Source organism: Nocardioides sp. BP30, from assembly GCF_029873215.1.
GTDB lineage: Bacteria > Actinomycetota > Actinomycetes > Propionibacteriales > Nocardioidaceae > Nocardioides.
The window spans coordinates 2,846,516-2,870,416 of the sequence record NZ_CP123620.1 but is presented as its reverse complement, the minus strand read 5'-3'; the positions used below and the strand labels follow the sequence as shown (position 1 = coordinate 2,870,416).

The window sequence follows — 23,901 nt, the reverse complement described above, 5'->3', positions numbered from 1 at the left end:
GCGGTCAGGACGGCTCGACGGTGCCGTGCTCGGCGTCGTACGTGTTCCCGGTGAGCTTGGCCTTCGCGAAGCTGATCGCCGAGGCGATCCGGCCGCCCGGGGTGTCCCAGTACTCGGCGTGCTCGACCTCGACGCGCAGCAGCGCGGCGTTCGGGTCCTCCGGCCCGGCCGGCATCCAGGCCTCCGCGAAGCTGTTCCACAGCTCCTCGAGCTTGGCCTGGTCCTCGACCAGCTCGGCGCGTCCGGTCATCGCGACCCAGGCCGAGGAGGAGGAGAACGTGAGCGAGACGGCCGCCGACGTGGCCAGGTCCTCGACATGGCGGGTGTGCCGGGCGGTGATGAACCACATCTCCGCGCCCGGATCGACCTCCTGGCGCGCCATCGGGATGCTGTGTGGCCCGTCGGGGCCGTAGGTGGTCAGCATCGCGATCGGCATGTCCTTCATCAGACCGATCAGCTTCTGCTGGTCGTCGTCGCTCATGGGCGGTCCCTTCGGGGTGGGGGCGGTCGCAGTCCGGTACCCACCGCCCGGGGAGGACGATCAGCGCCGCGCCAGCACCAGGGCGAAGTCGGCCATCGGGTCGGTCCACCACTGCTCGACGTGCAGCCCCGCGGCCGTCAGCTCCTCGGCGAGACGCTCGCGGCGGAACTTCGCCGAGATCTCGGTGCGGATCTCCTCCTCGACGTCGAGCCGCACCGGAAGGTCCAGAGCGCCCAGGCGGGCCGAGATCGGTCGACGCGCCCGCAGCCGCATCTCGATCCACTCGTTCTCCGCGTCCCACAGGGCGACGTGCTCGAAGTCGTCGGGGTCGAGGTCGCCGTCCAGCTCGCGATCCAGGACGGAGATGACGTTGCGGTTGAAGGCGGCGGTGACGCCGGCGGCGTCGTCATAGGCCGCCACCAGCCGCTTCGGGTCCTTGACCAGGTCGATCCCCAGCAGGAACGCCTCGCCGGGTCGCATCGCCGCACTCAGCGCCGCCAGCAGCACCGCGCGTTCGGCCGGCGGGTAGTTCCCGATGGTGCCGCCCAGCAGCACCCACAGCCGGCGGCCGGGCGCCGGCAGCAGGGCCAGGTGAGCGTCGAAGTCCGCGACCGCGCCGTGCAGCGGCAGGTGCGGGTAGTCGGTGCGCAGGCTGCTCATCGCATCGCGCAGCGCGCCGACGCTGACGTCGACGGGCACGTACGCCGCGAGCGTGGCCTGACGCGCCATCGCGTTCAGGAGCAGCCGGGTCTTGTGACTCGACCCGGAGCCCAGCTCCAGCAGCACCTCCGCATCCGCTGCCGCCGCGATGTCCGTGGCGTACGCCGACAGGATCGCGTGCTCGGTGCGGGTGGGGTAGTACTCCGGCAGCCGGGTGATCTCCTCGAAGAGCCGGCTGCCGCGGTCGTCGTAGAAGTACTTCGGCGGCAGCCACTTCGGCGTGGCGCTCAGCCCGGCCCGGGCGTCGCGTTCCAGGGCAGCGCGCAGGTCGGCCGGGGTCAGCAGCACGTCGAGGCTGGCTCCCGGCGTCGAGAGGGTGGTCACCGAGGCGCCTCCGGGTCGAGGGGTGCGTGCAGGGGGAAGGTGGTCGGACCGCAGGGGTCCAGTGCCGCCACGGTGCCCGGTGCCAGCGGCACCCATGCGGAGTCGCCTGCCGGTGGGGTGGCGGCGACGGCGTACTCCCAACCGCCGAGCTCGACGACGCCCAGCGGCAGGCCCCAGGCGAGCGCGGCCAGCTGGTCCCCGTCGGCGAGCAGGATCGAGCACGCCGGTAGCCGGTGGCGGGTAGCGGCCCTGACGAGCAGGCTGGCGGCCGGCAGGTCCGCCCCGCCGGGCGCGTCACGCTCCGAGGCGACCGCCGCGTGCACCCGCTCGATCTCCTCCGCGGTGGCCGCATCGACGCCGATCCGCCACGCGCCGGTGCCTGTTCCGGCGCCTGTGCCTGTCACGTCGCAGCCGTCGTCGCTCGTCCACCCCGCGACGGTCTCAGCCCGGCCGAGGACTGCATGGTGGCCGCACAGGACGCGCGCGGTCCAGACCGGCTGGGTCGTCAGGGTGATCGCGTCGGTCACGCTCGGCCCGCCCGCGTCGCGCCGTCGTCGGCCAGCCGCACACCGGTGAGCGGCCAGCGCGCACCGGGCGGGAAGAAGTTGCGATAGGACGCCCGCGCATGCCCCGGCGGTGTCAGGGCGCAACCCCCGCGCAGCACCATCTGGCCGGACATGAACTTGCCGTTGTACTCGCCGATAGCGCCGTCGGCCGGGTGGAAGCCGGGATAGGGCAGGTACGCCGAGGCCGTCCACTCCCAGCACTCGCCGAAGAGCTGCCGCAGCGCGCCGGTCGGGGCACCGGCCGCGCGCGGGTGCCACGACCGCCGGCCCTCGGCGGAGCCCACGTCCACCGGGCCGGTCGAGGTGCCGCCCACCGAGCCCTCGTCCTCCAGCCGGGCGGCGTGCTCCCACTCCGCCTCGGTCGGAAGCCGCTTGCCCGCCCAGGTGGCGTAGGCGTCGGCCTCGTAGTGACTCAGGTGGCAGGCCGGCAGCTCGGGGTCGACGGGCCAGGTCCCGGTGAGGGTGTGCTCGAGCCAGACGCCGTCCTGCTCGATCCAGTAGAACGGCGCCCGCCAGCCCTCGGCGTTGATCCGCGCCCAGCCGTCGCTGAGCCACAGCTCGGGGCGGCGGTAGCCGCCGTCCGCCATGAAGGCCTGCCACTCGCCGTTGGTCACCAGCCGGTCGGCCAGCCGGAACGGCTGGAGGAACTGCTGGTGCACGGGCAGCTCGTTGTCGAAGCAGAAGCTCCCGTCGCGGCTGCCGTCGTGGCCGATCTCGACCAGGCCGCCGTCGTACTCCTGCCAGCCGAGCGGCCCGGAGACGCCGCCGGTCGTGGGGCGGCCGGCGTAGACGGGTCGCAGCGGGTTGAGCGAGAGCACGTGCTTGATGTCCATCAGCAGCAGCTCCTGGTGCTGCTGCTCGTGGTGGAAGCCGAGCTCGATGGTCGGGGCGAGCTTGGTCAGCGTGCCCTCGTCGAGGGTCTCGAGCAGCTCGCGCATCCGATCGTCGACGTTGCTGCGGTAGAGCCCGACGTCGTGTGCCCCGGGTCGGCTGATGACCCCGCGCAGCGGGCGGGCGTAGCGAGGCCCGATCGCCTCGTAGTAGGAGTTGAACAAGAACCAGTACTGGTCCTGGTACGGCGCGAAGCGTTGCTCGTTCTCAGCCAGGACGAACGTCTCGAAGAACCAGGTGACGTGGGCGCGGTGCCACTTCGTCGGCGACACGTCGGGCATCGACTGGACCGTCTGGTCCTCCGGTGACAGCGGCGCGGCGAGCTGTTCGGTGTAGGCCCGGACCTCGTCGTACCGGGTCTGGAGGGTGGTGACGTCGGCACTCATGCTCTCGACCATGACACGAGTGCCGACGCTTCGAAAGGGCCGCCGGGTGAACTCAGTTCGTCGCGGAGGCGGTCGGCGAGGCGCTGGCTGAGGGATCCGTCGAGCCGGTGTCGTCGGACGGGTCATCCGAGGAGCCTGTCGACGGGGCGTCGGATGCGGATCCGGACGGGTCCTCGGTCGGGGTGCCGGTCGGCTCCAGACCGGCGATCGGGCCGTCGGTGGTGTCGGGGTCCACGAACGCCTCGACCACGTCCTGCACCTGCGCCTTCGCCTGCGCCAGCGTGAGCCCGTCGAGCAGCGTCAGGCAGCGGGTGAGTGCCGCCTGGACCGCGTCGTCGGTGGCATCGGGGTAGGTGCTGGCGATCTGCAGCTGGCATACCTCGGTCAGCTGCGCGGTGGTGGCCGCGCCGGGGGCAGTGGTGGTGGGGCCGGTGCTCGCGCCGGTGGTCGGGGTGCCGGAGGTCTTACCCGGGGTCGTGCCGGGGGTGGCGCTCGTGCTCGACGTCGAGGCGCTGGTCGTGCTGGTGTGAGCGGCCTTGTGGTGGTGCTTCTTCGTGGTCTGGTGCTTCTTGGTCTTCTTCTGCTTCGCGGTCGCGTCCGTGGTGGCCGTGGCGCCGGCGCTCCCGGTGGGCACCAGGAACGTCGCCGGGACGACGCCGGTCAGGTCGTCGTCGGTGCTGTAGGACGTCGCCAGGGTCTGCACCCGGGTCGCGTAGGCGTCGCTGTGGTTGTAGCGCAGCAGCGCCGCGTGCTGGGCCGCCGGTGTGGAGAGATCCGCCCCGGTGGAGCACAGGTAGACCGCCGAGGCGAGGGCGGCATCGTTGATGTCCTGCGGGTCCCGGCGCCCGTCGCCGTCGCCGTCCACCGCGACCATCACCCAGGTCGAGGGCAGGAACTGCATCGGCCCCACGGCCCGGTCGGAGGTGGGATCGCCGTCGAGCTGGCCGCCGTCGGTGTCGGCGATCTGCTGGGTGTGGTGGGTGCCGTCGAGGTCGGGACCGTAGATGGCGGGCGTGGCGAGACCGGCCGGGCTGAGCTGGCTGCCGCCGGCCGTGCCGTTGCCGGACTCGACGGTGCCGATCGCCGCCAGCAGCTCCCAGCCGAGGTTGCAGCTGGTGTCGGCCTGGTCGATCACCGAGGCTGCGCGCTGGTAGGCCGACAGGGCGGTGCTGGAGATGGCCGAGGTGGCGCCGGCGCCGCTGACGGCGACGCTGCTCAGCCGGCCCAGCAGCGGACCGTTGCCGCCGCCGACGGTGAGGGCGCCGGAGAGCTGGCCCGGGCCGGTGACACTGGCCGGCGGCGCGTCGGTGGTGCTGGCGGCGTCGAGCTGCGGCGTCACGCTGGGTGTCGCCGAGGGTGTGATAGCGGCGGGCAGCACCGGAGCGACGCTCGCGGCGGTGCTGCGCGGACCGGCGGTGGCTGCCGTCCCATCGCTCTGCTGGGCCTCCACGGTGGCCACCACGGCGGTGAGGGCGGCGAGGGGGACCAGGACCACAGCCTTGGTACGGAGAAGGTTCCGCGACATCATCACTACTTCTGCAACTCGGGCAAGCCCAGCAAACGCCGGACCCGGGAACGGGCGTTTCATCCATCCTGCGCCGGAACCGTAGGTAAGTCAGGTGAACAGCGGATGTTTCTCAGGAGAATGTCCAGATCCACTCATCCGGGTGACAACTTCGGGCCTGGTCGCTGCCCTCAGTCTGGACCATGCCCGGAGAGGGGACCCGTGCGTCTCGCCGGCAGGTCAGTGCGGCCAGCCGCGCCGGAGGAGCTCGACGAGCTCGCCGGCCGGCCTGGGCCGGCTCAGGTGGTAGCCCTGTGCGTAGTCGACGCCGATCTCGCGGACGATCCGCAGCGTCTCCGCGTCCTCGATGCCCTCGGCCGTCACGAGCATCGAGTAGGCCTTCCCGACGTCGACGATCGCGCGCAGGACGGCCCGCGCCGTCGGGTCGCCGGCCAGTCGCTTGACCAGCAGCTTGTCGACCTTGATGCCGCCGACCGGGAGCTGGTCGAGGCGGGCCAGCGAGGAATGACCGGTGCCGAAGTCGTCGATGACGACGCGGAACTCGGCGTCGCGCAGTTGCTGGAGCGCCTCCTGGCTGGCCTCGAGGTTCTCCATCAACGCGGACTCGGTCACCTCGAAGGTGATCGGCCACGAGGTCAGGCCCGCGTCGGCGACCCTGGTCATGACGCCTGCGGCGAAGCCGGGCATCCCCAGCTGCACGGCGGACAGGTTGACCGGGATGCGCACGTGCGGCAGCGCCGCGCGCCAGGCCAGCGCCTGGTCGATCGCCAGGTCGAGGACGAGGTCGCCCAGCGGCACGATCAGACCGGTGGCCTCGGCCAGCGGGATGAACCGGTCCGGCCCGACGACCTCGCCGCCGGGCCGATACCAGCGCACCAGCGACTCGGCGCGGTTGAAGACGCCGGTGGCGAGCTCGAGGGCGGGCTGGAAGACCAGACCGAACTCGCGGTTCGTGATGGCGCGTCGCAGCGCGGCGTGCTCGGCGAGTCGGGCGGTGGCACGGGTGCGGAGCGAGCGTTCGTAGTGCCGGAACCCGTCCGGCGTCTCGGTGCGGGGTGCAGCGGCCGCGATCGACGCGTCCCGGAACAGCGTGTAGGCATCGCCGTCGCGGCCGCCGGTGGCGATGCCGATCGCCGGCAGCAGGGCGAACTCGCCACCCGCGACGGCGAACGGCTCCTCCAGGCAGCTGAGCAGCCGGCGGGCGAGTCGCTCGCGGTGCTCCAGCGTCCCGGCCGGCAGCAGGAGGCCGAGCTCGGCGTCGTCGAGCAGGCCGACCAGGGCGCCCGGGCCGTGCGCCTGCGCCAGCCGCGCCGCGACGGCCCCGACCAGGGCGTCGCGAGCCGTCCGCTCGGTGCTGTCGTCGAGCAGGTCGATCCCGCCGAGACGGACGGCGTACGCCGCCTGCAGGTCCGCGGAGCCGGTGAGGCGATGCTCGACCAGACCGAGGAAGTGGTGCCGGCCCGGGAGCCCGGTGGCGGTGTCCAGGGTCAGGTCGCGGAGCAGCTCGCGGCGTGCCGACGTCTGGGAGACGGCGAGGGCGGCCAGCCGCTCGAGCCGGTTCCCGGCGGCGGTCGTGAGGTCGATGACCGGATCCACGAGGTCGATCGGCTGCTCGCTCCAGTGCGCCCACTGCCTGCCGCCGTTGCTCTTGGCGGCGTACATGGCCTCGTCGGCCCGGCGCAGCACCAGCGCGGGCTCGGCGGCTCCGGCGAAGCCGGCGATGCCGATGCTCGCCGTGACCGGGTGGACCGGGTCGGGAGAGGCCGTCCGAGCGGCGTCGGCGACCACGGCGAGCAGGAGGTCGGCGATCTGGGCTGCGTGCTCGCTGCCGGCCTCGGGCAGGAAGACGACGAACTCGTCGCCGCCGATCCGGCCGAGCGCCGCCTGCGCCGGCAACCGGTTGCTCACGGCGCCGGCGATCCTGACCAGGATGGCGTCGCCGACCGCGTGTCCGTAGGTGTCGTTGTGGTGCTTGAAGCCGTCGAGGTCGATCATCAGCAGCGCGCTGGCCTGCTGCTCGTCGCAGTGCTGCCCCACCCGCTGGGCGAGCAGGGCCTCGAAGGCCCGCCGGTTGAGCGCACCGGTGAGGGGATCGTGGTGGGCCAGGAAGCGCATCTGCTCCTCCTGGGCGCGCTGCTCGGTCACGTCGCGCTCGATGCCGACGAAGTAGCCGGCGTGGTCGGGTCCGTCCCCGGGCAGCCACCGCCCGGAGATCTCCAGCAGCCGGGGGTCGGTGCCGTCCGGACCGCGGAAGCGGTAGTCGATCGTGGCAGGACCGCGGACGTCCTGCAGGGCGAGCAGCAGCTCACGGTCGTCCCGGTGCACCCCGCGCAGCAGGTCGTCGATCGAGAGCACGAGGTCGTCCGGGTCGCGGTAGTGCAACCGGGCGAGCTCGCGGGAGATGGCGATCTGCATCGTCGCCAGATCCACCTCGAAGGCGCCGACGTGCGCTGCCTCCTCGGCCACCTCCTGGCGCTTGAGGGTGCGCTCGAGCCGGTGCCGGGCGGCGACCGTCTCGCTGATGTCGTGCACGATCGTGCACGCACCGATGACGGCACCGTCGTCACCGGTCACCGGCAGGCACGTCAGCGAGATGTGCGCGACGGTGCCGTCGGGCAGCCGCCGCTCCGTCTCGTTGATCGCCGCGGGGACGCCGGAGAGGGCCCGGAGCAGTGCCGCACGCTGGGCGTCGCGCTCCTCGGGCGGCGCCAGCTCGTCGACGGACCGGCCCAGCATGTCGTCGGCCTCGACCTGGAAGAACCGCTCGGCGGTGGCGTTGGCCTGACGCACCACCAGGTCCTGGTCCACCGTGATGACCACGTCGGGGGAGTTGTCCAAGATGGTGCGCAGGTAGCGGGCCGGATTGCTGCGGTGCCGCGCCACCGAGGCCCGGGCGACCTTGCACAGCGCCCGCAGCACGGTGGCGTCGTCGCCTTCGAGGTAGTCCTCGGCGCCGAGCTGGATCGCGTCGAGGCCGCGTTGCTCCTCACCGGCCGGCACGAGCGCCACCACCGCCGTGTCACGTTGCGCGGAGCTGTGCAGCAGCTGGCGGAGCTCGGCGCCGGAGCACACCGTCACGTCGACCAGGAGCAGGTCGGGTCCCTGGCCGTGGTTCAGCGCGGCGAGCACCCCGGCCGGCGTCTGCGTGCGCCGGACCAGCAGGCTCGTCCCGTCGGCGCTCGCGGCTGCGGCGACGGTCGCCGCGAGGCGGCCGTCGGCCGTGAGCATGAGCGTGTCGATGCCAGCGTGCAAGCGGACCCTCCGTCCCAACCCATGAGGCCTATCGGAGATTTTGGCGCAGAGTTGACGGCGAATTCTCGGGTTCGCCGCGACTCGGGACCCCGGGACCCGGCCGGTCGCCTGCCCGGTCGCCCGCCCGGTCGCCTGCCGAAACCTCGATCGTTCCCGGAGTGACCTGGCCGCTGGTGGATAACGAGGTGCCGTGCCCTCACTGATGACCTTCGGCCCGCTGCGGATCGCGTACGCCGACGACACCCTGCGCCCGCGTCCCTGGACCGAGCAGCAGTCCGCATGGGCGCGCGAGCTGCTGGCCGCGGCGCCGGCGGGTCCGGTGCTGGAGCTGTGCTCGGGCGTCGGCCACATCGGACTGCTCGCCATCCTCGGCACCGGCCGCCGCCTGGTCTGCGTCGACTCCTCGCCCTCGGCGTGCGACTACGCCCGGCGCAATGCGAGCGCGGCCGGTCTCGGCGAGGTGGTGGAGGTGCGCACCGGTGCCATGGAGGAGGTGGTGGCCCCGCACGAGCGTTACGCGTTGGTGATCGCGGACCCGCCGTGGGTGCCCAGCGACCGCACCGACCACTACGCCGAGGACCCGGTCGACAGCATCGACGGTGGCGCCGACGGCCTCGACATCGCGCGTACCTGCGTGCGGCTGGCCGATCGGCACCTTCTCGAGGGTGGACAGGTCCTGCTCCAGCTCGGCGACAGCGGTCAGGTCGACGCGTTGGCCCAGGAGCTCGCCGACCTCGACGTACGGGAGGTGCGCGAGGGGGAGGGCGGCGTGCTCGCGCTGCTCGGCAGGCGGGCGTAGCGGCGACGCACCCGGGTGCACCCGGATCCACCCGGGCGCACCCGCTGCGCCACCCGGTCAGGTGCGGGTCAGGGCGCGACCGGGTAGCCGCTGGTGATCGCCAGCCGGTTCCAGCCGTTGATCGCGATGGCGACGGCGGTGACGGCGGCGATCTGCTTCTCGTCGAGCGCCGCCTCCACGTCGACGGCGGGTGCCGGCGAGGTGTGCTCGGCGCCGATCTGCGTGACCCGCTCGGCGAGGGTGAGGGCCGCCTGCTCCTGCGGGGTGAAGTACTGCGACTCCCACCAGGCGGCGACCACGGCGAGCCGGTCGGTGGTCTCGCCGTTCTCCAGCGCGTCGCGGGTGTGCATCCGCAGGCAGAACGCGCAGCCGTTGAGCTGCGAGGCGCGCAGCCGCACCAGGTCGACGAGCAGCGGGTCGAGGCCGGCGGTCTCGGCCGCCTCGCGGGCGGCGGACTCGACCTGGAGCTGCGCCTCGTAGAGGGCGGGGAAGAGCTTGCTGACGTTGACGTGCTGACCCATCGGGGGACTCCTTCGTGCGGGATCGGCCGGGTGCTCCCGGCGTACGTCCTCTTGACGAGGCGGCCCTCGCCGATGTGAGGTCCTCACAGATCACCCCGGTGGATCGTCATCACGTCGTGAGCACCCAAGGCAGGCCGATGGACAACCTCGATGCGGTGATGGCGGAGCGGCGTCGGCTGATCGCGCTCGGCTACCGCCTGCTCGGCACCCTGGAGGAGGCCGAGGACGCGGTGCAGGAGACCTACCTGCGCTGGTACCGCCTCTCCGAGGCCGAGCGCGCGGCGGTCGAGAACCCGCAGGGCTGGTTGACCCGGGTGGCCAGCCGGATCTGTCTCGACATCCTCAAGTCGGCGCGCGTACGCCGCGAGCAGTACGTCGGCCCCTGGCTCCCCGAGCCGGTGCCCTCCGAGCTGCTGGCGGCCCCGACCGACCCCGCCGACCGGATCACCCTCGACGACACCGTCAGCAGCGCCCTGCTCGTGGTGCTGGAGGCGATGACCCCGGCCGAGCGGGTGGCCTTCGTGCTGCACGACGTCTTCGAGCTGCCCTTCGCCGAGATCGCCGAGGTCGTGGGACGCACGCCGGCAGCGGTCCGCCAGCTGGCCACCTCCGCCCGTCGCAAGGTGGGCTCCCAGCGCCGCGAGCTCGCCCCCGCGCCCGAGCACGACGCACTTGTCAGGGCCTTCGGTGCGGCCGCCGCCGGCGGTGACCTCGGGGCCCTGACGGCCCTGCTGGATCCGGCGGTGGTGCTGCGCGCCGACGGTGGCGGCGTGGTCAGCGCTGCCCGCAACCCGGTGACCGGCCCCGACAAGGTCGCCCGCTTCCTGCTCGGCGTGCTGGCGAAGCGGCCGACGTGGCGGCTGGTGGAGCGGCGCACGGCCGACGGCCTGGCCCTGACCTACGCCGAGGAGACCGCAGTGCGCGGCGTGCTCAACCTGCGGGTCGCGGGCGGGCGGATCACCGACGTGTGGGTCGTGCTCAATCCCGGGAAGCTCGCCGCCTGGCGGCCGTGAGCCGGTCGTGTCGCGACGGCGTGGTGGGCCGGGCAGGGCAGGTCGCTCGTGCCAGCATCGAGCCGTGTTCGAGCAACGGTTCCTGGCCCGACGTACGACGGAGTCCCGGCAGTTCACCGAACGGGTCCAGACGGTGATGGAGCTGACCGCGAGGCTCAACGCGCTGCCGTTCGAGGACCTGGCCGGACGCGCCGCGCTGCTCGACCTGATCTTCGGGAGGCGGTGCCCCGAGACGGTGACGATCTACCCGCCGTTCTACTGCGACTACGGTCTGGGGACGGTGCTGGGGGAGGGGGTCTTCGTGAACCAGGGCTGCTCGTTCCTCGACCTCGGCGGCATCACCATCGGGGACCGGACCATGATCGGTCCGCACGTCACGCTGACCACCGCCGGTCATCCGATCCCCCTCGCGGACCGCTACAGCGGCATCACGCACGCCCCCATCGTGATCGAGGAGGACGTCTGGATCGGCGCCGCCGCGACCGTGGCGCCGGGTGTCAGGATCGGGCGCGGCTCGGTCGTCGGCGCCGGCACCGTGGTGGCCAAGGACGTGCCGCCGATGTCGGTGGTGACGAGCACCGGGCACGTGGAGCGCAGGAGCATCTGAGGGCGCCTACGTCGGCCGGGCCTGCCGGGGCGCCTCGGCACGCTCGGCCGACGACGAGGGCAGCCGGACGGTGACCAGCAGCCCGCCCTCGGGACGTGGCGCGAGCAGCAGGACGCCGTCGTGCGCCTCGGCGATGCGCTGGGCGATGGCGAGCCCGAGACCGACGCCGGCATGGTCGGCGTGGAGGCGCTCGGTGCCGCGACGGAACGGCTCGGTCAGCGTGGCGACCAGGTGCGGGCCGAGCCGGGCGCCGGTGTTCTCGACGGTGAGCACGGCGGTCCCTGCCTCGCAGGAGGTGGCGACCCGGACCGTCCCGCCCTCGGGCAGGTTGTGCACGATCGCGTTGTGGACCAGGTTCGCGGTCAGCTGCTGGAGGAGGGCGGGCGAGCCGCTGGTGGGTGCCACCTCGCCGGAGGTCTCGATCGTCACGCCCTGCCGCTCGGCGAGGGGCAGCAGCGTCTCGGCGGCCTCCTCCGCCGCCAGGGAGAGGTCGACCGGCTCGCGGGTGAACGCGCGCTGGTCGGCCCGGCTCAGCAGGAGCAGCGCCTCGGTGAGCTCGATCGCCCGGGTGTTGACGATCTGGAGCCGGTCCAGGAGCGTGTCGATGTCCCGGTCGGGGTCGCGGCGGGCGACGTCGAGCAGGGTGTGGGTGATCGCCAGCGGGGTGCGCAGCTCGTGGGAGGCGTTCGCCGCGAACCGACGCTGCTCGCCCACGTGCGCCTCGAGCCGCTCGAGCATCGCGTCGAAGCTGTCGGCCAGCTCGCGGAACTCGTCGCTGGGACCCTCCATCTCGATCCGGTGGGACAGGGAGCCGCGCGCCGCCATCCGGGTGGCGTCGCTGATCCGGGTGAGCGGAGCGAGCATGTGCCCGGCCAGGATCCAGCCGCCGAGCAGGCCGAAGGCGAGCAGGAAGCCGAGGACCACTGCCGCGATCGGGGCGAAGGAGTGCAGCAGGTCGGCATGGCTGCGCACCGTGAAGACGACGCCGGGATGGAAGCCACGCGAGAGCGAGAAGTAGCCGGCCACCAGCAGCACGGCACCGGCGAGCAGGAGGAATCCCGCATAGCTGAGCGTCAGCTTGAGCCGGACGCTGAGACCGGGTGGTCTATCCATGCCCGGATCCGTCGGTGTCGATCCGGTAGCCGACACCGGGGACGGTGGCGATGATCCACGGCTCGCCGAGCCGCTTGCGCAGGGCCGAGACGGTGATCCGGACCGCGTTGGTGAAGGGGTCGGCGTTCTCGTCCCAGGCCCGCTCCAGCAGCTCCTCCGCGCTGATCACCCCGCCCTCCGCCGCGACCAGCACCTCCAGGACGGCGAACTGCTTGCGGGTGAGCGCGACGTAGCGGCCCTCGCGGTAGACCTCCCGGCGGAACGGATCGAGGCGCAGCCCGGCGAGCTCGCGCACGGGCGGTCGGTGGTGGGCGCGGCGGCGGTCCAGGGCGCGGAGCCGCAGGACGAGCTCCTGCAGTGCGAAGGGCTTGGTGAGGTAGTCGTCGGCGCCGAGCTCGAAACCCGATGTCTTGTCGTCGAGCCGGTCGGCGGCGGTGAGCATGAGGATGGGCATCCCGGACCCCGAGGCGACGATGCGCCGGGCGACCTCGTCACCCGAGGGTCCGGGGATGTCGCGGTCGAGCACCGCGATGTCGTAGGTGTTGACCCCGAGCATCGCCAGGGCGCTGTCCCCGTCGCCGGCGACGTCGGCGGCGATCGCCTCCAGGCGCAAGCCGTCGCGCACCGCCTCGGCCAGGAGCGGCTCGTCCTCGACCACCAACACGCGCATGCCCCGATGCTAGAGAGCGGATGCATATCGCCGGCATATCGAAAACCGCATACGCGCCGGCAACGCGGCACTGCGTGGAATGGCTGCATGAGATTCCACAGCTCGGCGCGACCTGCGGTGCGGCGTACGCGCCCCGTCGTGATGACAGCCGTCGTCGTCACGCTCGCCACGGCCGGCATCGTGGCCGTCCTGGGCCGCGAGTCGCTCATCGGGTTCTCCTCCACGACGTCCACGCGAGCGAAGCCCGGGGCGCTGGACCCGGCCGCGCCCCTGACCACGACGGTGCTGCACGAGCGCTCGGACGAGCACCTGCCGGTGCGGGTGCCGGGCAGCCGCGGGGACGTCGTGGACAGCGCCGACGGGAAGCTGCCGGACGGGGTCACCGTCTTCGACGAGCGCTATCCGGGGGTGACGCGGCTCGATCCCGCGCTGCTGGGCGCCCTGCGCGACGCCGCGACCGACGCGAGGAGCGACGGGGTCACGTTCTACGTCAACAGCGGCTGGCGCTCGCGCGGCTACCAGGAGCAGCTGTTCGCCGAGGCGGTGGCGAAGTACGGCTCGGCCCGGGTGGCGGCGCGCTGGGTCGCCCGACCCGGTACGTCGGTGCACGAGGCCGGCGAGGCGGTCGATGTCGGGGGAGCCCCGGCCGACGGCTGGCTGGCCGAGCACGGCGCGGCCTACGGGCTGTGCCGGACCTACCGCAACGAGTCCTGGCACTTCGAGCTGCGGCTGAGCGCTATCGACCACGGCTGCCCGGCGCCGTACGCCGATCCGACCCACGACCCGCGGATGCAGCAGTGAGCAGCCGCCATCTTGCGCCCTTGACCCCCGGCCACGGCGTCGTCATCGTCGGCACGCGCAGCGACTGGGTCGCCCGGTACGACGTGGTGGTGCTGTCGACGCTGGCGGCGCTGCCGATCGCGGTGCTCGTCGGCTGGTTGCTGGCGCGCCGTCGGCGGCGCGGCAGGGCCTCCGCACGCTGGGCGTGGTGCAGCGCGCTGTGCGAGGTCGGGATCGCCTACGGGACGCTGCCGTGGGTGTGGCTGACGATGCTGCCGGGCAGCGGGGCGGGCCGGGTCCACGGTCAGCTGAGCCTGGTGCCGCTGCGCGACCTGCAGACGATGCCGACCTACCAGGTGGTCGGCAACCTGCTGGTCTTCGCCGCGCTCGGCGCGCTCGGGCCGGTGCGCTTCCGCGCGCTGGCGTCGCTGCCCCGGATCGTGGTGCTGGGCGCCGCGTGCTCGGCCCTGATCGAGACGGCGCAGTACGTGCTGCCGCTGGGCCGGGTGGCCTCGGTCGACGATGTCCTCCTCAACACGGCGGGTGCCGGGCTGGCGGCCGTGCTGACCTGGCCGTGGTGGCGGCGGGACCGGTCGACCGCGGCGGCACCCGTCGGCGATACGCGTGCGACCGCCACGGCGGGGCCGGGCCCCGTCGTCGGCGCCGGCCGGTGATCCGGTTCCTCCCCGGCCACGGCCGCCGTCAGACGTTGCGGCGGTACTGCCCACCCACCTCGAAGAACGCCTCGGTGACCTGGCCGAGCGTGCAGACGCGGGCGGCGTCCATCAGCACGGCGAAGATGTTCTCACCCGACATCGCCGCCTCCTTGAGCCGGGTGAGGGCGGCGGCCGCCTCGTCGCTGTGGGCCTGCTGGAAGGCCCGGGTGCGTTCGAGCTGGGACCGCTTCTCGGCATCGGTGGCACGGGCCAGCTCGACCGTCTGCGGGGTGCCGTCCGCATCGGGCCGGCGGAAGGTGTTGACGCCGATGATCGGCAGCGAGCCGTCGTGCTTGCGGTGCTCGTAGAGCATCGACTCGTCCTGGATCCGACCCCGCTGGTAGCCCGTCTCCATCGCCCCGAGCACGCCGCCGCGCTCGCTGATCGCGTCGAACTCGGCCAGCACGGCCGCCTCGACCAGGTCGGTGAGCTCGTCGATGATGAACGAGCCCTGCAGCGGGTTCTCGTTCATCGCCAGCCCCCACTCCCGGTTGATGATCAGCTGGATCGCCAACGCTCGTCGGACCGACTCCTCGGAGGGCGTGGTGACGGCCTCGTCGTAGGCGTTGGTGTGCAGCGAGTTGGCGTTGTCGTAGATCGCCGTCAGCGCCTGCAGGGTGGTGCGGATGTCGTTGAAGTCCATCTCCTGGGCGTGCAGCGAGCGGCCCGAGGTCTGGACGTGGTACTTGAGCTTCTGGCTGCGCTCGCCCGCGCCGTACCGCTCCTTCATCGCCACCGCCCAGATCCGGCGCGCGACCCTGCCGATCACCGAGTACTCCGGGTCCATCCCGTTGGAGAAGAAGAAGGAGAGGTTGGGGGCGAAGTCGTCGATGTCCATCCCGCGGGCCAGGTAGGACTCGACGTAGGTGAACCCGTTGGCGAGGGTGAAGGCGAGCTGGCTGATCGGGTTCGCGCCGGCCTCGGCGATGTGGTAGCCGGAGATCGAGACCGAGTAGAAGTTGCGCACCTGGTTCGCGATGAACCACTCCTGGATGTCGGCCATGCACCGCAGGCTGAACTCGGTGGAGAACAGGCAGGTGTTCTGACCCTGGTCCTCCTTGAGGATGTCGGCCTGGACCGTCCCGCGGACGTTGGCGACGGCGTACGCCGCGAGCATGGCGCGCTCCTCCTCCGAGGGATCGCGACCCTCCTTGCTGCGGAACGCGTCGACCTGCTGGTCGATGACGGTGTTGAGGAAGAACGCCAGCACCGTGGGAGCGGGTCCGTTGATCGTCATCGACACCGAGGTCGAGGGCGCCACCAGGTCGAAGCCGTCGTAGAGGAGCCGCATGTCCGCCACCGTGGCGACCGAGACGCCCGAGGTGCCGACCTTGCCGTAGATGTCGGGACGCTCGTCGGGATCGCGGCCGTAGAGGGTGACCGAGTCGAACGCGGTGGACAGGCGCTTGGCCTCGCTGTCGGCGGAGAGCACCTTGAACCGTCGGTTCGTCCGGGCCGGGTCGCCCTCGCCGGCGAACATCCGGGCCGGGTCCTCGCCGTCGCGCTTGAACGGGAACACCCCGGCGGTGAAGGGGAAGTGTCCCGGCAGGTTCTCCCGGCGCCAGAACCGGACCAGCTCGCCGTGGTCGGTGAAGCGCGGCAGGGCGACGCGCGGGATCTTGCTGCCGCTGAGGGACTCCCGCGTCAGCCGGGTGGTGAGCTCGCGGTCCCGGATCCGGACGACCTGCTCGTCGCCGGAGTACGACGCCACCACGGCCGGCCAGGTCTCGATCTGCTGCTGGATGTCACCGGGCAGACCGGCGCGCGCCCTCTCCAGCAGCGTGGCCAGGCCGCCGTTCGCGCCCGTGTCCCCGCTGCCGTCCGCGCTGCCGTCCGCGCTGCCGTCGCCGCTGCCGTCCCCGCTCAGCTCGGCCGCGACCTGCGTCACGCGCTGCAGCCGGCTGGCAGCCTCGGCGAGCCGCTCGGTCTCGGCGTGGTAGCCACGCACCGTCTCGGCGATCTCGGCGAGGTAGCGGACCCGGTCGCCGGGCACCACCTGGTGGACCCCGGAGGAGTGCCGCACCTCGACGCGCGGCAGGGTGCCCTGGTCGAAGGTGGCGCCCTTGTCGGCGAGGACGTCGCGCAGGTGCTGGTAGAGCGCCGTGACGCCATCGTCGTTGAAGGTGGCCGCCGACGTACCGAAGACGGGCATGTCGGCGGGCTGCTTGCCGAAGGCCTCGCGATTGCGGACGAGCTGCCGTCCCACGTCGCGCAGGGCGTCCTTGGCGCCGCGGCGCTCGAACTTGTTGATGGCGACGACGTCGGCGAAGTCGAGCATGTCGATCTTCTCCAGCTGCGAGGCGGCGCCGAACTCCGGCGTCATCACGTACAGCGAGGCGTCGACGAACGGCACGATCGCCGCATCCCCCTGGCCGATGCCGGGGGTCTCCACCACGATCAGGTCGAAGCCGGCTGCCCGCGCGACGGCGATCACGGCGTCGAGGTGGTCGGGCAGCTCGTGCGCGCCGCGGGTGGCCAGGCTGCGGAAGAAGACCCGGTCCCCGTCCAGGGAGTTCATCCGGATCCGGTCGCCGAGCAGCGCGCCACCGCCCCGGCGGCGGGTCGGGTCGACGGCGATCACGGCGATCCGCAGCTTGTCCTGCTGGTCGATCCGGAAGCGCCGGATCAGCTCGTCGGTGAGGGAGGACTTCCCCGAGCCGCCGGTGCCGGTGATCCCGAGCACCGGGGCGTGGTGCCGGGCCGCGGCTGCCCTGATGCCGGCGAGGACGTCGGGCGGGAGCACCCCCGCCTCGGCGCCGGTGATCGCCCGGGCGACGGCGAAGCGATCGCCGCTGATGACCTGGTCCGCGCTGACCTCGCGCGAGCTCCACAGGTCGAAGTCGCACTCGGCCACGACCGTGTTGATCATCCCCGCGAGCCCGAGCCGCTGACCGTCCTCGGGGGAGAAGATCGTGACCCCGGAGCGCCGCAGCCGCTCGATCTCGGCCGGCACGATGACGCCACCGCCTCCACCGACCACCTTGACGTGGCCTGCGCCCTGGCTGCGCAGCGACTCCACGAGGTACTCGAAGTACTCGATGTGACCACCCTGGTAGGAGGAGACGGCCACGCCCTGGACGTCCTCCTCCAGGGCGGCGTCGACGACCTCCCGGACGGACCGGTTGTGGCCGAGGTGGATGACCTCGCAGCCCTGCGCCTGGAAGATGCGCCGCATGATGTTGATCGACGCGTCGTGGCCGTCGAAGAGGCTCGAGGCGGTGACGAGTCGGATCGGGTGGGTGGGCGTGTGCAGGCCGGACATGGCTACCTCGCGGAACTCGTTGGACGTCCTACCACCGAAGATACTAGGACATCCAACTATTTCGGGCCACGACGCCCGCCCACCTACCGCTCGTCTGCGTCCCGGATCGCTGGGTACCGCCGGTCCCATGGACTCTGAGACCTGGGACGACGCGGTCGATCAGCGCCTGCGCGAGGCCTTCGAACAGGCCGACCGCGCGTCGAAGGCGCTGCGCGAGGGCCGCGACGAGTACGGCAACCCGCTCGAGCCCGGCCCGGAGGGCGACACCGCCCAGCGGCAGCGGGCTGTCGCAGCGGAGGCGTGGAACGACTACCGCGCCCAGCACGGCCGACCAGTCGCCGTGAAGGAGTGAGCGGAGCCGGTGTCGCGGCTCCGGGCGTGACGACCGCGGCGACGATCAGGAGCCGTCCTCGGTGAGGCTCGCGGTCGGCAACCAGTCGGCGCCGAGGAGCCGGGCGAGCTCGGCGAGGCCGGTGGTGTCGCTGCCGACGGTGTCGGAGGCGGCGGCGATCCGCTCGACCATCACCTTGCCGACCTGCTCCTCCACGGTGCCCTCGGCGTAGGCGATGTGCCACGGCGAGACCTGGTGGTCGCGGTGGGTGCGGCCGGTGACCTGCCGCCCGGCGATGCCGGAGAAGCGGGCCTGGTGGAAGACGCCGACCCGCGGCTCGGTGCTCGCCTGGCGGCCGTCGGGCAGTGTCTCGCCGGCGTGCAGGCTGATCGAGGCGACGGTGGTGAAGACGCACACCTTCGCCTGCCCGGTCTGGAACCGGAGCCGCTCGGCCTCGGCGTCGAAGCGGTCGCGCCCGTAGATCGTGGCGACCTCGATCCCGGCGTCGCGCAACCTGTCGGCGATCGGGTCCGCGGCGGTCGCGACGAACTCGACCGAGCACGCCACCTGCCGCGTCGACTGGACCTGCTGGGCGATCCAGTCGACAGTCGAGTCGACCCGGATCAGCCCGGCCTTCTGCCGGAAGCGCAGCAGCGCGGCCCGACCCAACGCGTTGTTGCGGCCGCGGCGGGCGATGTCCATCTCGCGGCCGAACTCGCCCCACTCGGCCTCGTACGCCGTCCGCTCGGCCGGCGTGAGCGCCACCGGCATGCCGGAGATCGGCACCGGGCCCCACGGGGCTGCCCGGTGCAGCATCGCCGGCGGCCGGTCGTCGGCGAGCCACCCGCGCACCAGCTTGAGGTCGGCGGCCCGGCGGCCCGGGTCGGTGGTCCAGGCGGCGCCGTACCGGCTCTGCTCGATGCCGACGCCGTGCCGCTCGAGCGCGGTGGCGAACGCCGCCCCGGGCTGCGTCGCGGAGGTCCACTCCCTGATCGGCTCGCCGAGCACCTGCGCGTAGGCGGGGGCGAGGTAGGGGAGTTCCAGCGGTGTATGGCCGGGTGTCGCTGTCGTCGCGATCACGAACGGCGCCTTGTCGTGCGGCAGGGTGTGGCCCGAGATCCGCGACCACAGCTTCCAGCGCTTGGTCGTCGTACGCCGCAGCGCGTGCGCCTCGTCGGCGATGATCACCTCCCAGCTGTGATCCTTGACCTTCTCCAGCCGGTCCCAGGTGATCACCACCCATTCCAGACCCCCGTCGCCGAGGGCCGCGATCGTCCGGCACCAGTGCCCGATGGTGATGGCGGCCGGCCGGTCGGCCACCACGAGCACCCGCCGGGCGCCGCGCAGATCGCCGACCGCCGTCGCCGCGAGGACCGCCGAGATCGTCTTGCCCACGCCCGGCTCGTCGGCCAGCAGGAACAGCCGCCCACCCGCCGCCGCCCGCGCCGCGATCGCATCGGCGGCCTCGAACTGGATCCTGCGGGGCTCGAGCGCGTCGGTCGGCTCGGGGTTCGGTGCCGGGTGGTCGGGGTTGAGGCTGTTCTCGAGGAAGCGACCGAGCGTGTAGGGCCCCGGAGCGTATGGCGCGAGGTGTGCCGGCAGCGCGTGCCCGACGTACAGGTGGGTCTTGACCGCCGGATGCCACGTCGCACCGTCGACCTGGGTGCCGTAGGGCACGTCGAGCACCCACACCCGCTCACCGGGGCCGGCGATCGGCAGCGCCCGCTGCGTCCGCGGGGCTCCGCCCCGCCGCACGGGCGCCTTGCGGCGGCGCGTACCGGATCGACGAGAGCTGGCCACCCCCGCACGCTATCGGGGCGCGCTCGGATGCCGGGGGAGGCGCCTCCGTGCTGCCGCGGTTCTGTCGGGCCACCGACCCGTGCCGCGGTGGGTGGGGCAGCGCTGCGACAGCATCCTCGATGGTCTCTTGGGGGCTACGCCCTGGGGACGCGCCGTTGACGAGGCGATCGGTTGGCTCTGCCTGCCCCTGGGCGGAGCCGGTTGTCTACGCGCCCGGTCACACTCGTCCGCGTCTCTTCGGGCGACGCTGAGCCACTGCCTGAGTCCGGTCGTCCCCGCGAGGAGACAGTGACAGCCAGCGCATGATCGCAGCGACGCCAGCTTCGAAGGCTCGCTACGGACGCGAGGGTCGCCGTTCGACGAGCTCGTACAGCTGCCCGTCCGGCGCGGTGAAGTGGAGGTAGCGCTCGCGCTCGTTCTCACCTGGCTCGCCGACGGCGATGCCGGCGGCGGTCAGCTCGGCTGAGGCCGCTTCGAGATCGGCGACGAGGAACCCGAGCGACCTGGTGGTCTCGCCCATCCCGCCGGGCCACGATACGGCGAACGAGCTGCCGTCAGGCAACTCGAAGAGGTCCACCTCGACGCCCTCGACCTCTTGCTTCGGCAGCCCGAGCACGTCGGCGACGAACGGGGTCATCCGATCGCGGGCAGCGGTCGAGGTGCCGGCGAAGCAGAGGCCCAGGATGTGCATCCGAGCAGCCTAACGATCCGGTCTGCGCCCGGCGCAGGCTTCTCAGGCGGGAGCGGTCGGCGCGGCAGGGTCACTCGGCGTGGTCGACGTCGATGTACGCAGCATCGCGTCCACCGCGTCCGCGATGTAGGCGCGTGACTCCTCGCTGGGCGGAGCGCTGAGGTCGAAGCCGCCCACCGACTCCAGACTGGCGAACCCGCCGACGACGCTGCCGAGGAGGCGGACGGCGTGGATCTGGGCATCACCCGACAGGTCGTAGGCACGCAGGACCGCTCGCAGGAGGGCCGCGTGACGACGGCCCGCGGCCACCGCGAGAGCGACGCCCTCCTCGCCCGACGGGGGAGTCGCCGGCAGGCGCATCCGCATGGCGGCGTACCGGCCAGGGTGGCTGCGCGCGTAGGCGCCGTACGCCTCCAGCAGCGCCAGGACCGCCGACCGCCCCGAGCAGCCCGCGATCGCGTCGGCGACGAGATCGGCCAGCTCGTCCAGCGCCAGCGCACAGATGCGCGCGGAGAGATCGGTCGAGCTGTGGACGTGGGAGTAGAGGCTCGGCGGGCGCACGTCCAGGCGGCGGGCGAGCGCAGAGATGCCCACGCCGTCGAATCCGACCTCATCGGCCAGGTCGGCCCCGGCGCGTACGACGATCTCAGCGGTGAGCCCCTGTCGCAAGCTAACTCCTCAAGGTTTTTGCCTTATGATCGTAGGAAACCTAGCATGCTCGGCGTGAGCCCGTTGACCGACCAGCAGATCCGCACCGCCTTCGTGAACCTGAGCAAGGGTGCGGCGGGACGGGTCAATCTCCCCGCGGACCTGGATGAACGGCCGTGGGCCGACCTGGACTACCTGGGGTGGCAGGATCCGAAGGCTCCGGCGCGGAAGTACCTCGTCGTCGAACGTGGTGGTCGGGTCCGCGCGGTCGCCCTCCGCGCCTCGGAGAGCGCCGTGGGGAGGGCGCGCAAGACGATGTGCGACCTGTGCACGACCGTCGGATCCGTGGCCCTGATGGTCGCACCCCGGTCGGGAGCAGCAGGCCAGCGCGGCGATTCGGTCGGCATCTACCTCTGCGCGGCGCTCGACTGCTCGCTCCTGGTGCGCAACCTCCGCAGCAACGGCACCGTCGTCATGGAGGAGCGGCTCACCTCCGAGCAGAAGGTCGAACGGCTGCTGGCGAACCTGGACACCTTCATCTCCCGGGTGCTCCGGTGACGTACCTCGGCGCGCCGGCGGGGGGAACAGGCCCCCATGGGCTGAGCCTGGCCGATCAGTCGGTGAGGTGCCACCGCAGGTGTCCGTGGCGCCAGTTGAGGGTCGCCCGATGGTGGTGGAGGTCGAACCCGGCTCCGTCGTACCCCACGAACCTGACGAGGAGGGTGCGGTGGCTCAGGCGCAGGCTCCTGACGTCTTCGTGCTCCTGGGCGTGCGGGATGTGGCGCAGGTCGACGGTTCCCAACAGCTGAGGCCCGGACCCGTAGACGGCGATCAGCATCGGCCAGAGCACTCCGCCGGCGTCACACTCCAGCGGCGCGATGCCGACCGATCGGTGCGAGCTGCCCAGCCGCCCGAAGACGGCGTGCCGCTTCAGCAACCGGACCGACCCCTCGGATCCGAAGTCGCGGTGGTAGCCCACGAGCCGGGTGGCCGGATGTCGGCAGGACGCGGGGGCGGTGGCGTTGCGGAGCGCGCCGACGCCATGGACGCCATGGACGCCATCGGCCGAGGCGGAGGGCGCTCCCGCCAAGGCCAGGCCGGCCGCGCCGAGCAGCGCCGCGGCCGCCGCGGCCGATCTGGCCACCGTCGACGTGGCCGGTCCCATGCGCTTCCTCCGCATCGCGTCGGCGCGCTCATGCTCGCCCTGATCAGCGCAAGCGACGTGCCAGCCTCGGTCGCTACGGTGAGTATCGCGCTCCGCGTCGGGGCTGTCATCACCCCGCACGACAACGGCCCCCGACCGTGCGATCGTCAGACGTCGCAGATCGGGGGCCGCTTCGGGCAGAGCCGGTGGCTCTCAGGTCACAGGATCAGATGTCGTAGTAGAGCTCGAACTCGTGCGGGTGCGGCCGCAGCTGCACCGGCAGGATCTCGTTGTTGGTCTTCCAGTCGATCCACATCTCGATCAGGTCCTCGGTGAACACGTCACCGACGGTGAGGAACTCGTGGTCGTCCTTGAGCGCCTGCAGCACGTCGCCGAGCGAGGTCGGGACCTGGTTGATCTCGGCCATCTCGTCCGGCGGGAGCTCGTAGATGTCCTTGTCGATCGGTGCGGGCGGCTCGATCTTGTTCTTGATGCCGTCGATGCCCGCGAGCAGCAGCGCCGAGAAGGCGAGGTAGGGGTTCGAGGACGGGTCGGGGAAGCGGGTCTCGATGCGCTTCGCCTTCGGGTTCGAGCCCGTGATCGGGATACGTACGGCGGCGGAGCGGTTACGCGAGGAGTAGACCAGCGAGATCGGCGCCTCGAAGCCCGGGACCAGGCGGTGGTAGGAGTTCACCGTCGGGTTGGTGAAGGCGAGCACCGCGGCGGCGTGCTTCAGGATGCCGCCGATGTACCAGCGGGCGACGTCGGACAGGCCGCCGTAGCCGTTCTCGTCGTAGAACAGCGGCTCGCCGTCGGCCCAGATCGACTGGTGCACGTGCATGCCCGAGCCGTTGTCGCCGAAGAGCGGCTTCGGCATGAAGGTGACGGTCTTGCCGGCGGCCCAGGCGGTGTTGCGGACGACGTACTTGAACTTCATGATGTCGTCCGCCGCCTTGAGCAGCGTGTCGAACTTGTAGTTGATCTCCGCCTGCGCGGCGGTGCCGACCTCGTGGTGGGCGCGCTCGACGAGCAGGCCGACCTCCTCGAGGTGCTTGACCATGTCGTCACGCAGGTCCTGGGTGCCGTCGGTCGGCGTGACGGGGAAGTAGCCGCCCTTGGTGCGGACCTTGTAGCCGCGGTTGGGGGAGCCGTCGGGGTCGGTGGCGGCACCGGTGTTCCAGGATCCCTCGAACGACTCGACCTCGTAGAACGACTTGTTCATGCCGGTGGCGAACCGGACCGAGTCGAAGATGAAGAACTCCGCCTCGGGAGCGAAGAAGGCGGTGTCGCCGATACCGGTGGTGGCCAGGTACGCGAGCGCCTTGCGAGCGATGTTGCGCGGGTCGCGGGAGTAGGCCTCACCCGTGATCGGGTCGTGGACGAAGTACATCATCGCCAGCGTCTTGTTCTTGCGGAACGGGTCGATGTAGGCGGTGCTGACGTCGGGGTAGAGCGCCATGTCGGACTCGTGGATGCTCTGGAAGCCACGGATCGACGACCCGTCGAACGCCATCGGGTCCAGGTTGAACGACGACACCGGGACGGTGAGGTGCTGCTGGATGCCGGGAAGGTCGACGAAACGGACGTCGACGAACTCGACTCCCTCGTCCTTGATGAACTTGAGCAGCTCATCGCCAGTGCTGAACATTCGTCCTCCTTGG

The 23,901-nt window shown here is 71.9% G+C and carries 22 protein-coding genes; 7 read left to right on the top strand and 15 right to left on the bottom strand.

Annotated elements, in window-relative coordinates; translation table 11 throughout:
* Positions 1-4: 4 nt before the first annotated feature.
* The 6 genes from P5P86_RS13555 to P5P86_RS13530 form a co-directional block, all read right to left on the bottom strand.
* Positions 5-481, bottom strand: coding sequence for a pyridoxamine 5'-phosphate oxidase family protein (locus P5P86_RS13555; RefSeq protein WP_280607972.1), 477 nt, complete (start codon positions 479-481; stop codon positions 5-7).
* 60 nt (positions 482-541) lie between these two features.
* Complete coding sequence (gene egtD / locus P5P86_RS13550) at positions 542-1,525, bottom strand: L-histidine N(alpha)-methyltransferase (protein WP_280607971.1); 984 nt, start codon at positions 1,523-1,525, stop codon at positions 542-544.
* Positions 1,522-2,052: a hypothetical protein gene (locus P5P86_RS13545; RefSeq protein ID WP_280607970.1), complete on the bottom strand. Its 531-nt coding sequence runs from the start codon at positions 2,050-2,052 to the stop codon at positions 1,522-1,524. The genes egtD and P5P86_RS13545 overlap by 4 nt, the downstream gene beginning before the upstream one ends.
* Positions 2,049-3,368 (bottom strand): ergothioneine biosynthesis protein EgtB, encoded by a 1,320-nt coding sequence (gene egtB / locus P5P86_RS13540; protein ID WP_280607969.1) that lies wholly within the window; start codon positions 3,366-3,368, stop codon positions 2,049-2,051. The genes P5P86_RS13545 and egtB overlap by 4 nt, the downstream gene beginning before the upstream one ends.
* Before the next feature lie 52 nt (positions 3,369-3,420).
* Positions 3,421-4,893: a lytic transglycosylase domain-containing protein gene (locus tag P5P86_RS13535; protein WP_280607968.1), complete on the bottom strand. Its 1,473-nt coding sequence runs from the start codon at positions 4,891-4,893 to the stop codon at positions 3,421-3,423.
* Between the two features lie 219 nt (positions 4,894-5,112).
* Positions 5,113-8,145, bottom strand: coding sequence for an EAL domain-containing protein (locus P5P86_RS13530; protein ID WP_280607967.1), 3,033 nt, complete (start codon positions 8,143-8,145; stop codon positions 5,113-5,115).
* 190 nt (positions 8,146-8,335) lie between these two features.
* Between P5P86_RS13530 and P5P86_RS13525 the strand changes: the two genes are divergently transcribed.
* Positions 8,336-8,944, top strand: coding sequence for a methyltransferase domain-containing protein (locus tag P5P86_RS13525; RefSeq protein WP_280607966.1), 609 nt, complete (start codon positions 8,336-8,338; stop codon positions 8,942-8,944).
* Positions 8,945-9,012: 68 nt separating this feature from the next.
* On the opposite strand, the gene P5P86_RS13520 is transcribed toward P5P86_RS13525, so the two are convergent.
* Positions 9,013-9,465 (bottom strand): carboxymuconolactone decarboxylase family protein, encoded by a 453-nt coding sequence (locus P5P86_RS13520; protein ID WP_280607965.1) that lies wholly within the window; start codon positions 9,463-9,465, stop codon positions 9,013-9,015.
* A 137-nt stretch (positions 9,466-9,602) separates the two neighbouring features.
* Between P5P86_RS13520 and sigJ the strand changes: the two genes are divergently transcribed.
* On the top strand, positions 9,603-10,478 hold the full coding sequence (gene sigJ / locus P5P86_RS13515) for an RNA polymerase sigma factor SigJ (protein WP_280607964.1): 876 nt from the start codon (positions 9,603-9,605) through the stop codon (positions 10,476-10,478).
* Between the two features lie 64 nt (positions 10,479-10,542).
* On the top strand, positions 10,543-11,085 hold the full coding sequence (locus tag P5P86_RS13510; RefSeq protein ID WP_280607963.1) for a sugar O-acetyltransferase: 543 nt from the start codon (positions 10,543-10,545) through the stop codon (positions 11,083-11,085).
* 6 nt (positions 11,086-11,091) lie between these two features.
* Here P5P86_RS13510 and P5P86_RS13505 read toward each other — a convergent pair whose 3' ends face one another.
* Together P5P86_RS13505 and P5P86_RS13500 are read right to left on the bottom strand one after the other, a co-directional pair.
* Positions 11,092-12,198: a sensor histidine kinase gene (locus P5P86_RS13505; protein WP_280607962.1), complete on the bottom strand. Its 1,107-nt coding sequence runs from the start codon at positions 12,196-12,198 to the stop codon at positions 11,092-11,094.
* Positions 12,191-12,868: a response regulator transcription factor gene (locus P5P86_RS13500; protein WP_280607961.1), complete on the bottom strand. Its 678-nt coding sequence runs from the start codon at positions 12,866-12,868 to the stop codon at positions 12,191-12,193. Before P5P86_RS13500 ends, P5P86_RS13505 begins: the two co-directional genes overlap by 8 nt.
* Positions 12,869-12,955: 87 nt before the next feature.
* Between P5P86_RS13500 and P5P86_RS13495 the strand changes: the two genes are divergently transcribed.
* Both P5P86_RS13495 and P5P86_RS13490 read left to right on the top strand, forming a co-directional pair.
* A complete protein-coding gene (locus tag P5P86_RS13495) occupies positions 12,956-13,669 on the top strand; it encodes a M15 family metallopeptidase (RefSeq protein WP_280607960.1) in 714 nt (237 codons plus the stop codon).
* On the top strand, positions 13,666-14,322 hold the full coding sequence (locus P5P86_RS13490; RefSeq protein WP_280607959.1) for a VanZ family protein: 657 nt from the start codon (positions 13,666-13,668) through the stop codon (positions 14,320-14,322). The genes P5P86_RS13495 and P5P86_RS13490 overlap by 4 nt, the downstream gene beginning before the upstream one ends.
* 28 nt (positions 14,323-14,350) lie before the next feature.
* On the opposite strand, the gene icmF is transcribed toward P5P86_RS13490, so the two are convergent.
* On the bottom strand, positions 14,351-17,626 hold the full coding sequence (gene icmF / locus P5P86_RS13485) for a fused isobutyryl-CoA mutase/GTPase IcmF (protein ID WP_280607958.1): 3,276 nt from the start codon (positions 17,624-17,626) through the stop codon (positions 14,351-14,353).
* 127 nt (positions 17,627-17,753) lie between these two features.
* Between icmF and P5P86_RS13480 the strand changes: the two genes are divergently transcribed.
* Positions 17,754-17,978 (top strand): hypothetical protein, encoded by a 225-nt coding sequence (locus tag P5P86_RS13480; protein ID WP_280607957.1) that lies wholly within the window; start codon positions 17,754-17,756, stop codon positions 17,976-17,978.
* A 45-nt stretch (positions 17,979-18,023) separates the two neighbouring features.
* Here P5P86_RS13480 and P5P86_RS13475 read toward each other — a convergent pair whose 3' ends face one another.
* The 3 genes from P5P86_RS13475 to P5P86_RS13465 all read right to left on the bottom strand — a co-directional run bounded on the left by P5P86_RS13475 (position 18,024) and on the right by P5P86_RS13465 (position 21,117).
* Positions 18,024-19,757, bottom strand: coding sequence for a DEAD/DEAH box helicase (locus P5P86_RS13475; RefSeq protein WP_280607956.1), 1,734 nt, complete (start codon positions 19,755-19,757; stop codon positions 18,024-18,026).
* Positions 19,758-20,091: 334 nt separating this feature from the next.
* The gene (locus tag P5P86_RS13470) at positions 20,092-20,448 is read right to left on the bottom strand and encodes a VOC family protein (protein ID WP_280607955.1); all 357 of its coding nucleotides are present in this window, start codon (positions 20,446-20,448) and stop codon (positions 20,092-20,094) included.
* Between the two features lie 42 nt (positions 20,449-20,490).
* Positions 20,491-21,117, bottom strand: coding sequence for a TetR/AcrR family transcriptional regulator (locus P5P86_RS13465; protein ID WP_280607954.1), 627 nt, complete (start codon positions 21,115-21,117; stop codon positions 20,491-20,493).
* A gap of 45 nt (positions 21,118-21,162) precedes the next feature.
* On the opposite strand from P5P86_RS13465, the gene P5P86_RS13460 reads away from it, so the two are divergent.
* Entirely contained in the window at positions 21,163-21,654 is a 492-nt protein-coding gene (locus P5P86_RS13460) for an FBP domain-containing protein (RefSeq protein ID WP_280607953.1), read from the top strand.
* Between the two features lie 55 nt (positions 21,655-21,709).
* Here the strand turns inward: P5P86_RS13460 and P5P86_RS13455 are convergent, their stop codons facing one another.
* Positions 21,710-22,261, bottom strand: a complete 552-nt coding sequence (locus P5P86_RS13455) for a hypothetical protein (protein WP_280607952.1) — start codon at positions 22,259-22,261, stop codon at positions 21,710-21,712.
* Between the two features lie 205 nt (positions 22,262-22,466).
* Positions 22,467-23,888: a type I glutamate--ammonia ligase gene (gene glnA / locus P5P86_RS13450; protein WP_280607951.1), complete on the bottom strand. Its 1,422-nt coding sequence runs from the start codon at positions 23,886-23,888 to the stop codon at positions 22,467-22,469.
* Positions 23,889-23,901: the final 13 nt, after the last annotated feature.

Coding starts and splice junctions, on each gene's coding strand:
- egtB (WP_280607969.1), bottom strand. CDS start 3,368: ATGAGTGCCGACGTCACCACCCTCCAGACCCGGTACGACGAGGTCCGG.
- P5P86_RS13520 (WP_280607965.1), bottom strand. CDS start 9,465: ATGGGTCAGCACGTCAACGTCAGCAAGCTCTTCCCCGCCCTCTACGAG.
- P5P86_RS13460 (WP_280607953.1), top strand. CDS start 21,163: ATGCTCGGCGTGAGCCCGTTGACCGACCAGCAGATCCGCACCGCCTTC.
- P5P86_RS13480 (WP_280607957.1), top strand. CDS start 17,754: ATGGACTCTGAGACCTGGGACGACGCGGTCGATCAGCGCCTGCGCGAG.
- P5P86_RS13500 (WP_280607961.1), bottom strand. CDS start 12,868: ATGCGCGTGTTGGTGGTCGAGGACGAGCCGCTCCTGGCCGAGGCGGTG.
- glnA (WP_280607951.1), bottom strand. CDS start 23,888: ATGTTCAGCACTGGCGATGAGCTGCTCAAGTTCATCAAGGACGAGGGA.
- P5P86_RS13535 (WP_280607968.1), bottom strand. CDS start 4,893: ATGTCGCGGAACCTTCTCCGTACCAAGGCTGTGGTCCTGGTCCCCCTC.
- P5P86_RS13470 (WP_280607955.1), bottom strand. CDS start 20,448: ATGCACATCCTGGGCCTCTGCTTCGCCGGCACCTCGACCGCTGCCCGC.
- P5P86_RS13505 (WP_280607962.1), bottom strand. CDS start 12,198: ATGGATAGACCACCCGGTCTCAGCGTCCGGCTCAAGCTGACGCTCAGC.
- P5P86_RS13555 (WP_280607972.1), bottom strand. CDS start 481: ATGAGCGACGACGACCAGCAGAAGCTGATCGGTCTGATGAAGGACATG.
- icmF (WP_280607958.1), bottom strand. CDS start 17,626: ATGTCCGGCCTGCACACGCCCACCCACCCGATCCGACTCGTCACCGCC.
- P5P86_RS13455 (WP_280607952.1), bottom strand. CDS start 22,261: ATGGGACCGGCCACGTCGACGGTGGCCAGATCGGCCGCGGCGGCCGCG.
- P5P86_RS13495 (WP_280607960.1), top strand. CDS start 12,956: ATGAGATTCCACAGCTCGGCGCGACCTGCGGTGCGGCGTACGCGCCCC.
- sigJ (WP_280607964.1), top strand. CDS start 9,603: ATGGACAACCTCGATGCGGTGATGGCGGAGCGGCGTCGGCTGATCGCG.